Genomic DNA, 13,553 nt, shown 5'->3' on the forward strand with positions numbered 1-13,553 from the left:
TGGTTCAGGTTTGGCTGATCCGAGAGAGCAAAACCACAGGAATAGCTGGCTATTTCGCGGATTTTGCGAGTGAGGTATCAGCCAAAGATGGGCTGAAGCTGAGATGTAAAAATGTGAAGTTATTTTTGCGCGAGCCCTAAGTCTTAACACTAACACGCAACCGGCAACAAAATCAATAAACAGATGAAACCTGTACAACATCAAAATAAAATCAGACTATTAAAAAAATGGTTATGCAGAACTTGTTTCTGCGCGGTCTTAATGAGTTTAATGTGGGGGTGCGCTGTGGCACCAAAGAGACTTTTCATAAAGGACTTGTCGACATCTTTTGATCCAGATACTATAATCTCCACCAAAACAGGTGAAGCTGTATCTTTTGATGAGTTAATGGCGGACCTGGCCGGAGTCCGGGTAATATATGTTGGGGAGCGACACTTTGACCCGGTCCATCATCGCATTCAGCTTGATATAATCAAAGCGGTTTACAAAACCCATCCGAATATTGTCGTCGGCATGGAAATGTTTGATCAAACTTACCAGCATATACTGAAGCGCTGGTCAGCCGGTGAACTGGATCAAGAAACGTTTTTAAAAAAGGTGCACTGGTATGCCAACTGGAAATATGATTTTGAATTATACAAAGATATCCTGGAGTTTACCAAACAGGAAAAGATCCGGCTGGTAGGCCTTAATGTCCCCTTCCATATCCCTCCCAAAATAGCCGTGGGCGGTATCGAGAACCTGTCCGCCGATGATAGAAAGCACATTCCCCAGAACATCGACACCTCGAACGAAGCCCACAGGGCTTATGTGGAGAAGGTATTCAACCAGCACCGTACCACCAGGATTGATAATTTTGATTTTTTTTACGAGGCCCAGAGCGTGTGGGAAGATACCATGGCTGCCGCGGTAGCCCTTAATCTGAAGGATGATATGATGATCGTTATAGCCGGCAACGGTCATATCATCCGCAAGTTCGGCATACCGGACAGGGCCTTCCGGCGGACAGGCGCCGAGTTTAGGACTATTTTTCCGGCAACCGCCGGAGAGGAGGTCGAAAGCGATTACGCCGATTATATCTGGGCAACATCCCGGAAAAAACCTCACCCCAAAAAGTAAGCCGGAATAGCAGCAAAGCACCCCCCGCTATGCGGGATCCTCGACAGGCTCGGAAGACCAGATTTTTAAAGACCTAACAAGAAAATCATGCTCCAGCATCCTTACTTTCTGTAATTCTTAAAAATATTCAACCCAGACTGCCATCATAGCACTATATATTGAAATTACTAATTGACAAATAACAAGATATTGCGCTATGAAAAGAACTGTTTTGAAAATACACAGCTTCCCGACAACGTATCTGACCGTCTTGTTGTAGACATTATTAGAAGCGGACGTCTGCGAGACCTTTGAAATTTGCAAAGGTCTCATCTGCAACAGCACACATCCTTGAAATTTGTAATATTAATTAGCGGTAGAGGTGACATCCGTGTTCCAAGAGATAAAAAAACGCCATGGAAAGGTTGTAGAGTTCGATTCGTCTAAAATCACCACAGCAATTTCAAAAGCCGGTAAGGCCACGGGAGAATTCGAGGAAAGGGATGCCCGCAAACTGACGCTGCGGGTTTTAACCCTGGCTCACGAACTGCGTCTGGGACCCATTCCCGAAGTCGAAGGGATTCAGGATATTGTTGAAAGAGTGCTGCTCGACTCGCCCTTTTATAAAACGGCCAAAGCATATATCCTGTACCGGGAGCAGCATGCCCAGATCAGAAAAATTGCCACCAAGGCCAGCATTGATCTTGTTGAGCACTATATCAGGAAGCTGGATTGGAAAATCAAAGAAAACAGCAATATGTGCTATTCCCTCCAGGGCCTTAACAATTATATATCTTCAGATGTAACTTCAGAGTACTGGTTGAACAGTATCTATCCCCCTGAGATCAGGTCTGCCCATATTAACTGCGATTTTCACATTCACGATCTTAGCCTTCTTGCCGTTTACTGTGTGGGATGGGATCTGCAGGATTTGCTTAAAACAGGTTTCAAAGGCGTCGAAGGTAAGGTCGAAAGTGCTCCCCCAAAGCATCTCGGATCAGCCCTCGGGCAAATCGTCAATTTTTTCTATACGCTGCAGGGCGAGGCCGCCGGCGCCCAGGCATTTTCAAACTTTGACACCCTGCTGGCACCCTTTGTGCGCTATGACAACCTGGATTACAAAGAGGTTAAGCAGGCGCTCCAGGAATTTGTTTTTAACATCAACATCCCCACCCGCGTCGGTTTCCAGACGCCCTTCACCAACATTACCATGGATCTTAACGTACCTTCCATTCTGAAAGACCAGCCGGTCGTAGTTGGTGGAATCGAGCGGAACGAGACATATGCCGATTTCCAGACGGAATTGGATATGATCAACAGGGCCTTTGCCGAAGTGATGATGGCGGGTGACGCCAAGGGCCGAGTCTTTACCTTTCCCATTCCTACTTATAATATTACGGCCGATTTTGACTGGGACAATCCAAGCTTTGAGATGATCTGGCGAATGACGGGCAAGTACGGAATCCCCTATTTTTCCAACTTTGTCAATTCCGACCTTTCGCCTGAAGACGCCAGGTCCATGTGTTGCCGGCTGCGTCTTGACAATCGGGAGCTTTTGAAAAGGGGTGGCGGATTGTTTGGCGCCAACCCCCTGACCGGGTCGATCGGTGTGGTGACCATCAACCTGCCACGCATCGGATATCTTGCGGAAGACGAAGAAGACTTTTTCTCACGTTTAAAAGAAAAAGTGCATCTTGCCTCGGAAAGTCTTTCCATTAAAAGGAAGGTTCTTGAAAAATTTACGGATAGAAATCTCTATCCTTATTCCAAATATTATTTAAGAGCGATTAAAAACGTTAATGGGCTCTACTGGAAGAATCATTTTTCCACTATCGGAATAATCGGCATGAACGAGGCCTGTATAAATTTCATGGGCAAAAACATTGCCTCCGAGCCCGGACAGACATTTTCACTGAGAGTTATGGATTTTATCCGCGACTTGATAGCAGAAACACAGGATGCAACCGGCGATATTTTCAACCTTGAGGCCACGCCTGCGGAGGGGGCCTCATATCGTCTCTCTATGCTCGACAAAAAGCAGTTCCCGGATATCCAGTGTGCCAACGAAGCTGAATATCGCCAAGGAGCCGCTCCATACTACACCAACTCCACCCAACTTCCGGTAAACTATTCCGATGATATTTTTGAATCCCTGATGCTCCAGGATAGTCTGCAAACAAAATATTCCGGCGGAACGGTTTTCCATATTTTCCTTGGGGAACGGGTCAGTGATACAGAGGTAATCAAAGGGCTGATCAAAAAAACAACCTCCAATTTCCGGCTGCCTTATTTTACGCTTACACCTACATTCAGCGTATGTCCATCTCACGGGTATCTGGACGGCAGACAGGAAAAATGTTCGTCTTGCAAGCAGGATACCGAAGTCTACTCAAGGGTGGTCGGCTATTTAAGGCCGGTTAAGCAATGGAATTACGGCAAGCAAGCTGAATTTGACGCAAGAAAAACATTCAGACTGGATTCCTCTTCCGCCCTCTAATCCTAACCGGAAAAAGTCATGTATTATGATAATCGGCGGCTGGCAAAAAAATTCCTTTATCGATTACCCCGGAAAAATAAGTTGCGTACTTTTCTTTTCCGGGTGCAATTTCAAATGCCCCCATTGCTATAATCCGGATCTTGCCAGAGGCAAGCCTGCGGAAGTTTTAGAAGAGCACCGCGTTTATGATTTCCTGGAACGGCGTAAAATTTTTTTAGACGGGGTTGTACTCTCCGGCGGAGAACCCACCCTCAATAAAGATCTCTTTGCCCTTTGTGCCAAAATTAAAAAAATGGGCTATCCGATAAAACTGGACACAAATGGAAGCCGGCCGCAGATGATTGCAGGGCTTTTAGCTGAAGGCCTTATCGACTACATTGCCATGGATATAAAAACAGACCCCTGGAACTACTCGCCCTTAATCCAAAAAAATTGCGATCCGGAACAGATTTTTACAAGCATTCAAATCATTATGCAATCGGGGATAACCTATGAATTCAGGACGACATGCATAAAACCGCTGGTGGATGAAAACGTTGTTGAACGCATTGCGCAGCGCATTAAGGGTGCAATGCTTTATGCCCTCCAGCAATTTAAAAACTTCGGGGTCCTGCAACCGGAGTTTTTCGAGCATGATAACTGCAAGTATGATCATAACGAACTTATGCATTTTAAATCTGTGGCGGAACCCTGGGTTCAAAAGTGCATTGTCCGCTGAGAAACTACAAGCCATCACCGCAAGCCTGCCTGACCCGTGTAAGATCCCATCCCGCATTGCTCATGAAAAATATATTTTGGTTTTGCAAAGGCAATTAAAGTTTTTTTGCTGGGTAACCGATATAAATACATGAGATAGAAGACCTTTCTTTACAATTTAGGTAAACAATAAACATTTATAATGCGGTCATGGAACGGAGGTTGATATGGACCTGGATGCGGAAAAACAAAAAAAGCTTAAAAAACTTGTAAATTTGGTGAATCGGTCCGAAATTTCTTCGATTAAAAGCATCGTTTCCGGTGTCGTCAGGATCATTAATGACCCTAAATCATCGATATGGGACTTAAAGGAAATGGTCGAAATTGACCCTCCCTTGACCGCCAAAGTACTAAGGGTCGCAAACTCTGTCTATTATTCTCCCCCCCAAAAAATCGGAGAAATTAAGCAAGCGTTGATCTGGATAGGCTTCGATACTTTAAAAGAAATGGCGTTGAGCCAGAAGGTCGCTGGAATCTTTAACGAAAATGATTCTATTAACGGGCATTCAATACACTCCCTGTGGAAACACTCTGTTGCCGTAGCCCTGCTCACGAAAATGATTTACCGAAGGGAATTCAGGAAAAGAGGCGCCAATGCATATGTTGCCGGTTTACTGCATGACATCGGTATTATCGTGGAGTCTCAGTTTTTACAAAACGACTTTAGCCTAGTTTTGAGTAAAGCAAAGCATGAAAAAAAGAATTTGTCAGAGGCCGAGCAGGAAGTTTTGGGCTTACATCACGCCGATATTGGGATGGCCATCGCTGAAAATTGGAATCTTCCACAAGAGCTTGTTACGGCTATCGGATATCATGACAGCCCCCTTGAGGCTGAACAGGAGTTCTCTAAGCTTGCTTCGACATTATATATTGCGGAAGACTGCTCCCAAAACAGCAGCATAGGATATTCAGAAGCCCCTTTTCGGAACAACGAAGTTTTTGATAAATGCTTGACTGAGCTGAACATAGACCCGCATGCACTGGATTTGATCGTAGCGGATGCAAAGCGAGAACTCAACGAAATGGAAGAGCAGGGGTTGTTTTAGAATGACACAATCTGAAAATAGCAAAAAACTTGAAGATAAGATCGTCCGCTTGGAGACACGCATAAAGCATCTTGCCAATGAACTTTGCATTACCAAAGAGGAATATACCACTTCAACGAAGGACTATTTTGATTTACTGTCCAGCTTGGAAAAAAAGGTTTTCGAGCGCACCAAAGAATTAAAAGAAACTCAACTTATTTTAGAAGCAAAAGGCCGTGAACTGGAAATAATGCTGGATTCGTCACCGGCAATGATTTTCTATAAAGATAAAGCGCAAAGATATATTCGCGCAAATAAAACATTCATTCAAATCATTGGCATCCCTATGAATGAGGTGCTTGGCAAGACCCATGCCGAACTGTTTCCCGGCAATAAGGGGCAAGTTTTGAACGATGATTCGGAAGTAATCCAAAAAGGAAAACCGGTGCTGCAAAAAACCGGCATTCTGGAAACAGTCCAAGGCCGCAAATCTTTACTTGTAGATAAATTTCCATACAAAGATATTGACGGCAAAGTTATCGGTGTCATTGGCTTTGCTATGGATTTAACCGATCTTGAGAAGGCGGAAAAAGAGAAAAAAGAACTGCAGGAAAGAATTGCCCGTGCAGAGAAAATGGAAGCTATCGGACTTTTGGCCGGCGGTTTTGCGCATGACAGCAATAACATTCTAGGGGGTATTTCGGGCTATATTCAACTGGCCTTGATGAATATGCCTGAAGACGACCCCAATTTGCACTATCTAAAGTCTTCGCTGGATGCGGCTAATAGAATGGCGGAACTTGTACAGGATCTGTTAACGCTGGCACGCCGAGGCGTAAGTAGTACTGAAATTATGAATTTGAATGATGTTGTTACGTCTTATTTGCAGTCTTCTGTGTATCAAAAACTAAAATTGCATCATCCTGGTGTTAAGATCGAAACCGATATAGAACCGGATTTGCTTAACATTGTCGGAAAACCGGTGCACCTTGACAAAACGATTATGAATCTGGTTACGAATGCAGCCGAAGCTTTGCCAGACGGAGGAACCGTTACATTATCCACCAAAAATCAATATGTCGACAGGCCCATCAACGGTTACGATCTCAGCATACAGGAGGGAGAATTTGTTATTTTAAAAGTTGTTGATAACGGAACAGGCATTGCTCCTGAAGATCTTAATAGAATCTTTGAGCCCTTTTACACCAAAAAAGTAATGGGCCGCAGCGGAACCGGTTTAGGTATGGCAGTTGTTTATGGAACGGTTAAAGACCATCAGGGTTCCATAGATGTTCACAGTATCGAAGGTGTCGGCACTACCTTTGAGCTATATTTTCCGGTTACCAGAAAAGCGATTTCTGCCCAGCAAACCACCGTTCCCATGGAAGCTTATATGGGCAGCGGTCAGAAAATTTTAGTAGTTGATGATGTGCAGATGCAAAGAGAAATTGCATCCGGGATCCTGACCCAACTGGGCTATTCGGTTGCCACCGTCGCCAGTGGCGAAGAAGCCGTTGATCATGTTGCAAACAACTCCGTGGATTTAATGCTCCTGGACATGATTATGGATCCCGGCATGGACGGTCTGGACACCTACAGAAAAATCATCAAGCTGCATCCGCAGCAGGAAGCCATCATCACCAGTGGATTTTCAGAAACCGAGCGGGTCAAAGAGTGTCAAAGACTGGGCGCCGGTCAATATGTCCAAAAGCCGTATACGTTTGAAAAAATTGGCATGGCAGTAAAAAATGTTATCAATTCAACAACCAAACCTTATCCTCCATCCACTCACTTAGTGTGACCTCAATTGATCGTAAACAAAATGAAGAAACTCTGGGGCATCCTCGACTTTCGCTCAATTGAGGTGTGACTCTTCTTGAAAGGCGAAAATATTTACGATTTATGGTTAGTATTGGTTGTTATGAGTCAGGTAATTAATTAAATTAAATAAATATTGACAAATAATAACCTAAAAACTATAGGTTCAGATATTTAACCCGGATATTTCATAAACAACAACACAGCCTGGACAAGCCGGAAAATGAAAAGATTTTTATCAACCAAAGAGGTGGCCCGGTTTCTGGGAGTAAACGAAAAGATGGTTTATACACTGGTTGCCGAAAAGGGACTGCCGGCAACCAAAGTTACCGGCAAGTGGATTTTTCCGCGGCACCTGGTGGAGCAGTGGGTTGAGGCCCACACCGTCAATTATCCCGAGAGTACAGACCACCTTCCGCCTTACCACGGACTATTGATTATTGCCGGAAGCAATGATCCTCTTCTGGACAGAACCATTACTCTCTTTAATGCGCTTTATACAAACCACGTAGCGGTGTTTGGTAACCTGGGGAGCATGGGAGGGCTGAAGGCCCTGCGACGCAACCTCTGCCATATGGCCGCGAGCCACCTGATTCAGGACGATGAGGTCGAATATAATTTTGATTTTGCCGTCAAGGAACTGGGAGCCATGCCGGCCATAGTCAATTTCTGCAAACGTGAGCAGGGCATACTGGTAAGCAAGAAAAATCCTAAAAAGATATCCGGCATTGCGAACCTGAATCAACCGGGTTTGCAGATAGTCAACCGGCCGCTGGGAACCGGCACAAGGCTGCTGTTGGACCGCGAACTAAGAAAGGCCGGCATTAAAGGTGAAAAGATCGATGGATACCATCGTGAAGTTCACCGGCACCTGGATGTCGGCCTTGAAATTCTTACCGGTCGCGCCGATGCAGGGCCGGGAATCCGTGCGGTGGCCGCAGTGCTCGATATCGGGTTTGTTCCTCTTCGCTGGGAGCGTTACGATCTTATGATTTCCAAGGAGCGCTTTTTCGACGAGGGGGTGCAGCTATTTCTCGGTCTGCTTCGTGGAGAAGACTTTAAAGCACTGGCTCAAGATAATGCCGGTTACGATTTAGCACTCTCGGGCAAGATGATCTATCCCGGACGAAACAAGCAGAGTGTTTCTTAAAGCTACTGCCACAAAAATGAAATTGGAAATGAACATGCATAATCGTAGGTTGGGCCGGTATATTTTAGCGGCTGCAAGTGCAATCATAATCACCTGTGTTTTTATGGAAGGTGCTTGGGCTAAAGAAAAGGTTCTGAAAATGTCTACCACAACCAGCACCCTGGCTTCGGGCCTGCTCGATGTTCTCCTTCCGCCTTTCGAACAAGACACCGGCACCCGGGTCAAAGTGTTTGCCAAGGGAACCGGGGCTGCCATTCGTGACGGCATCGACGGTAACGTAGATGTGATCTTTGTGCATGCCAGAGCAAGGGAAGCAAAATTTATTAAAGACGGATACGGAACCAAACGTTATGCGGTGATGCACAACGATTTTATTATTCTGGGTCCTTCTAATGATCCGGCCGGCATCAAAGGCATGCAGGAGGCAACAGCAGCCCTGAAAAAGATCGCCGCCGCCAAAGCCCTGTTTGTCTCACGAGGGGATGACAGCGGTACTCATACCAAGGAACAAGACCTGTGGATGGCAACCGGCCTGGCGCTGAAATTCGCCACAAGTACCATTGTGAAAAAAGGAAAGAAAAGCACGGTAGAATTTCTGCATCCCGTCGGATCTGAAAAATGGTATCTTTCCATTGGTCAGGGAATGGGCCGGACTATCACCTTTGCCGATGAAAAAAGAGCTTACACTCTGGCTGATCGAGGGACTTATATCAAGTACCGTTACGGCCGCGACGCAGGCCTTGATCTGGAAATCATGTGCGCGGAAGATCCCCTGCTGAACAACCCTTACGGTGTAATTCCGGTTAACCCTGCCAGGCACCCGCATGTGCGGTATGCCCTGGCACAGCAGTTCGCAAAATGGCTGGTTTCAGCCAAAGCGCAGTCCATAATCTTGAATTACAGACTACAGGGGAAACAGCTTTTTTATCCGGACGCTATGACCTTAAGCAAGTCAAAATCAGATTAGTTCCTTAGTTGTAATTTTTTTGCTTTTTGTGGCCAAAAATTTATAACACCATGTGACGCCTTTATGAATAAGATGCTGGATGCTGGTTTCTGGATGCCGGATAAAATATGGAATTTATTTTTTTATGTATCAAGCATCCAGTATCAAGCATCCAGTATCAGCTTGTTAAATGGTACAACTGCCTAATTTTTATATATACCCTCTTTGGTTCCGGTTTGTCCGGGTTGGGGGTTATCCGTTAAGTGAATAGATATGGACCTTCTGATTGACAGTTTTTTTTCGGCGCTTCTGCTGGTTGCTTCCTTAGACCCGGAAATTATTTCCATTGTGGCAATCTCCATAAAAGTTAGCGGGACCTCAACGGTGATTGCCAGCCTGATGGGAATACCGCTGGGGTTTTTTATTGCTTTTGAATCTTTTGCGGGCAAACGTATGGTAATCACCTGTTTGAATACTCTGCTGGCGCTCCCAACGGTTGTTATCGGCCTTTTTGTTTATGCTTTTATCTCGCGCCGGGGCATCCTCGGACCACTGGATCTGCTCTATACCCAGAAGGCCATGGTCATCGGGCAGACCATCTTGATCCTGCCGATTGTAGCAACGTTTACCATAGCCGCGATCAGCAGGATCGACGAGCGCTATCGCAAAACCGCCATAACCCTGGGCGCCAATCGCCGGCAGACCGCCTTTGTGATTTTAAGAGAGGCGCGTTTTGGGATTGTTGCCGCGGTTATCGCCGCTTTCGGCCGGGTAATTGCCGAGGTTGGTATCAGCATGATGCTGGGAGGAAATGCCCGGGGGTTTACCCGCACCATGACTACGGCCATGGCCCTGGAATACGACAAAGGGCAGTTTGCACCGGCCGTCGCCCTGGGCATTATCCTGCTGGGCCTGAGTTTTACGATTAATCTTATGTTTCATTTTTTTCAGGGAAAAACCAGGGTTTGAAAGTTTATAAAATCTCAAAACTCACCAAGGTCTACGCGACCAGGACCGTCCTTGATATCCCGCTACTGGAGATAGCAAAAGGACGGATTTACGCCCTGCTGGGACATAACGGCGCCGGGAAAACCACCCTTTTGAATATTCTCGGTTTTCTGGAGCCGCCCACAACAGGCAACATGCATTACTGCCTGCAACCAGTCCAATTTACCGAATTCTGCCTGCAACCCCTGCGCAAGTCGGTTGTTTTGGTAGAACAGCACCCCATCCTCTTTACAACTACGGTCCACAAGAATCTGGAATTTGGCCTTAAAGTAAGACAAATACCTAAAAAAGAAAGAAATCGTATTATTGAAGAATCGCTTGAGTTGGTGGGAATGCAACACCTGGTTCAGGCGCCGGCACATCGGCTCTCCGGTGGCGAGACCCAGCGGGTGGCGATTGCCCGGGCACTGGCGGTTAATCCTGAAGTCCTTTTGTGCGATGAACCCACTTCAAGCGTCGATGTGGAAAACCAGGTAGCGATAATAAACATTCTGCGTCAGGTAAATGACCAAAAAAAAATAACGATCATTTTTACAACGCATGACCGTTATCAGGTCGATTCTTTGGCGCATCACACCTTGTTGCTAAATCACGGAAAACTTATCGACGCTGCCGGCGAGAAATTCTTCATGAAAAAAGTGGGTTAGGGTATCAATTTTTCTTTAAAACGGCCCACATGCTTCCTTTCGATTGTTTTGACAGCGGTGGGACCGAAACCCTTTATTTCAATTCTATCAAGATCCTTAAACCACTTTGTTGAAAGCTCTGAGAATAGATTGGGGTTTTTTATGGCTTTACCCAAACGACTGGATACTTCCTGGCTAAAAAAAAGGTTGTAATCTGAAAAAGTTTTTGACAAAGCTTGAAATCTGGATGCCTGGTTAATGGTGTTTCCTAAGAAAATCTTCTGAGTTCCATATGTTTTATAAAAGATCGTGCCGCAATGAGCGCCAACAGAAAAATCGATATATTTACGCCATATTGATCCGGACATATTTGTAAACAAGTTTTCTATATAGCGCAACTGCCTATTACCACTCACTATTTTAGGGTTGTCTTCTAACAGGTCTATTATTTTGGTGTTAAGTTCCGGTACTGATTGGTCAAGATGCAAGTAAATATCAAGCAGCAAAAGAAAGCCGTTTATAAAGTGCTGACTCCTGTTACGATGGTGTTTTGTAACTAACAGGAAGCCATCGCCCGTGTGTTTGAAATCAAATAATATATCATTATTACTGCCAATTATGGTTTCCATGGTGTCTGACAAAAAATCAAATATGACTTCATAAATTCGCCATTTCAGGGTGTTGCTAAATGGTTTTTTCTTTTGAATAAGGAGTCTTCGAGAAACTTCAGAGAAGTTTCTCAGATCAATCATTACCGCCAGGCCGGAAAAAGTTTTTAAAGATGTGCTTTTCATTTAGCCCTCTATGAATAAAATCGTGTTACGATTTTATGAAACTCCCGTCCCGCTTTCAGCGGGACGGGATCAGATTGACGAAAGGTTTACCCCGCTTTTAAAGCGGGGCTAAAATTCATCCCGCGCTGCAAGCAACGGGAATTCAAATTTAAAATAGAAATCTATAAACGCTGAATACTTCACCTTGCGATGCTCTGAGGCAACACATCAGTAGAAATTAAGCAATATTTGTGCCAATTACAAATGGTCTCCACAGGTTTGTTAAAAACACCTAATCTGAATTTCTAATGATAAATCCGGGTTAAACATATATGATATCAACCGGATGCAATCATATAAAAATTAAGGTAATACTTTTGGGCTTAATAAGGAAGCTTTGCGGGATAAAAAAGGTGAAATGCTGTAAATTTTTTGGCATAAATGAACAAAAAAATGGCGGGCATAGTTTTTATCAAAACTCTGTTCTTTCTTTACGGGCCCTTAAACACGAGTTTTATCCGCCTTTGGCGTGATCACACGGTTTAAAAAAAGATTTTCCATGAAGCGACCATAAGAGAAAACTCCCCGACCCTGACATAGTTTGATATCATTGTAGATAAACTCTGGGTATGCGGGCGGTTAAGGAGGATACGATTTCATAATTGATGGTGTTTAAGGATGCGGCAATTTCATCTGCGGTAATGGACGCATCCTGCTGCCGACCGAAGATTACCACCTCATCCTCAAGATCGACGTCAGGGATATGCCCTACATCCAGCATGGTCGTATCCATACAAACCCTCCCGACGATGGGCGCCCGGCGCCCACCGACCAGCATATGGCCCCGGGAAGAAAGCAGCCGGCTGAAGCCGTCGGCATAACCGACCGGTACCGAGGCTATGGTTGTGGGCTTTGAGGTTTCGTGAGTCATGCCATAGCTGACTTTGAAGCCGGCCGGGACTTTTTTTAGGTGAATCACTCTGGATTTCAGAGTCATGGCCGGCTGCAGCTCAATACGGTCCCTCTCAACTTCATCAGAGGGATAGAGTCCATAGATGGAGATGCCGGCGCGCACCATGTCAAGATGAGTTTCAGGCATGTCGATAATTGCTGCGCTGTTGGCAGCGTGGCATACGGGGATATCCAGACCGGCTTTGCGAATTTCATCTAAAAATTCTGTAAACATTTCAAACTGCTTGCCGGCATATGACTTGTCAGCGCTGTCAGCCGCGGCAAAATGTGTGTATACGCCTTCTAACTGGAGACCGGAGAGAGATGCGATCGATTCAACTTCGCCGAGGGCCTTAGCTGACGAATTCGCATCCAGCGCCGGCAGTCTGCAGCAGTCCGGCAGCAGTCCGAGCCTTCCCATACCGGAGTCGACTTTGAGGTGTACCTTCAGTGCTTTACCCGCTGAAACCGCCGCTGAAAGTGCCGCAGCGGTTTGATACGACCAGACCGTTTGAGTCAGATCAAATTCGAGCAGCTTTTTGGCGAGCGCAGGCGGAGTATAGCCGAATATCAGAGTCGGCGCATCAAAACCTGCTTTTCTGAGCTCAATGCCTTCATTTAAGCGGGCCACACCCAGAACATCCGCACCGCTCTCCAAAGCCCGGCGGGTAACCTCTATAACTCCGTGTCCGTATGCATTGGCTTTGACAACCGCCATCAAGCGGGCCTCAGCGTTGGTAATACGACGTAGGGCACGCACGTTTTGCGCTATGGCTTTCAGATCAATTTCTGCCCATACTAACGGCGTGTCCAAAGGTTTCCTCCTTTAAGAATGGTTTAGCGTATAGAAAAAAGGCAGTTTTAACGGCAATCCGATTCCTGTAACCAGCAACAAGCATCCAGTA

General features: G+C 45.6%; 11 protein-coding genes. 9 read left to right on the forward strand and 2 right to left on the reverse strand.

Annotated elements, in window-relative coordinates:
* Window positions 1–285 precede the first annotated feature (285 nt).
* From V3S16_RS09025 to V3S16_RS09065, 9 genes are all read left to right on the forward strand, one after another.
* A complete protein-coding gene (locus V3S16_RS09025; RefSeq protein WP_413884354.1) occupies window positions 286–1,119 on the forward strand; it encodes a ChaN family lipoprotein in 834 nt (277 codons plus the stop codon).
* Window positions 1,120–1,489: 370 nt separating this feature from the next.
* A complete protein-coding gene (locus V3S16_RS09030) occupies window positions 1,490–3,595 on the forward strand; it encodes a ribonucleoside triphosphate reductase (protein ID WP_413884355.1) in 2,106 nt (701 codons plus the stop codon).
* Between the two features lie 25 nt (window positions 3,596–3,620).
* A complete protein-coding gene (locus V3S16_RS09035) occupies window positions 3,621–4,313 on the forward strand; it encodes an anaerobic ribonucleoside-triphosphate reductase activating protein (protein ID WP_413884356.1) in 693 nt (230 codons plus the stop codon).
* 205 nt (window positions 4,314–4,518) lie between these two features.
* A complete protein-coding gene (locus tag V3S16_RS09040; protein ID WP_413884357.1) occupies window positions 4,519–5,397 on the forward strand; it encodes an HDOD domain-containing protein in 879 nt (292 codons plus the stop codon).
* 1 nt (window position 5,398) lies between these two features.
* The gene (locus V3S16_RS09045) at window positions 5,399–7,177 is read left to right on the forward strand and encodes an ATP-binding protein (protein WP_413884358.1); all 1,779 of its coding nucleotides are present in this window, start codon (window positions 5,399–5,401) and stop codon (window positions 7,175–7,177) included.
* A 240-nt stretch (window positions 7,178–7,417) separates the two neighbouring features.
* Entirely contained in the window at window positions 7,418–8,344 is a 927-nt protein-coding gene (locus V3S16_RS09050; RefSeq protein WP_413884359.1) for a substrate-binding domain-containing protein, read from the forward strand.
* A gap of 34 nt (window positions 8,345–8,378) precedes the next feature.
* On the forward strand, window positions 8,379–9,311 hold the full coding sequence (locus tag V3S16_RS09055; protein WP_413884360.1) for a substrate-binding domain-containing protein: 933 nt from the start codon (window positions 8,379–8,381) through the stop codon (window positions 9,309–9,311).
* Window positions 9,312–9,563: 252 nt separating this feature from the next.
* Complete coding sequence (locus tag V3S16_RS09060) at window positions 9,564–10,259, forward strand: ABC transporter permease (RefSeq protein ID WP_413884361.1); 696 nt, start codon at window positions 9,564–9,566, stop codon at window positions 10,257–10,259.
* On the forward strand, window positions 10,256–10,945 hold the full coding sequence (locus tag V3S16_RS09065) for an energy-coupling factor ABC transporter ATP-binding protein (protein WP_413884362.1): 690 nt from the start codon (window positions 10,256–10,258) through the stop codon (window positions 10,943–10,945). The genes V3S16_RS09060 and V3S16_RS09065 overlap by 4 nt, the downstream gene beginning before the upstream one ends.
* On the opposite strand, the gene V3S16_RS09070 is transcribed toward V3S16_RS09065, so the two are convergent.
* Window positions 10,942–11,718 carry a hypothetical protein gene (locus V3S16_RS09070; RefSeq protein ID WP_413884363.1) on the reverse strand — a complete coding sequence of 259 codons (777 nt, stop codon included), beginning with the start codon at window positions 11,716–11,718 and terminating at the stop codon, window positions 10,942–10,944. The two genes, V3S16_RS09065 and V3S16_RS09070, sit on opposite strands and share 4 nt — an antisense overlap.
* A 586-nt stretch (window positions 11,719–12,304) precedes the next feature.
* Complete coding sequence (gene alr / locus V3S16_RS09075) at window positions 12,305–13,462, reverse strand: alanine racemase (protein ID WP_413884364.1); 1,158 nt, start codon at window positions 13,460–13,462, stop codon at window positions 12,305–12,307.
* Window positions 13,463–13,553 lie beyond the last annotated feature (91 nt).

This window comes from Candidatus Desulfatibia sp. (genome assembly GCF_036446775.1).
Classification (GTDB): domain Bacteria; phylum Desulfobacterota; class Desulfobacteria; order Desulfobacterales; family UBA11574; genus Desulfatibia_A.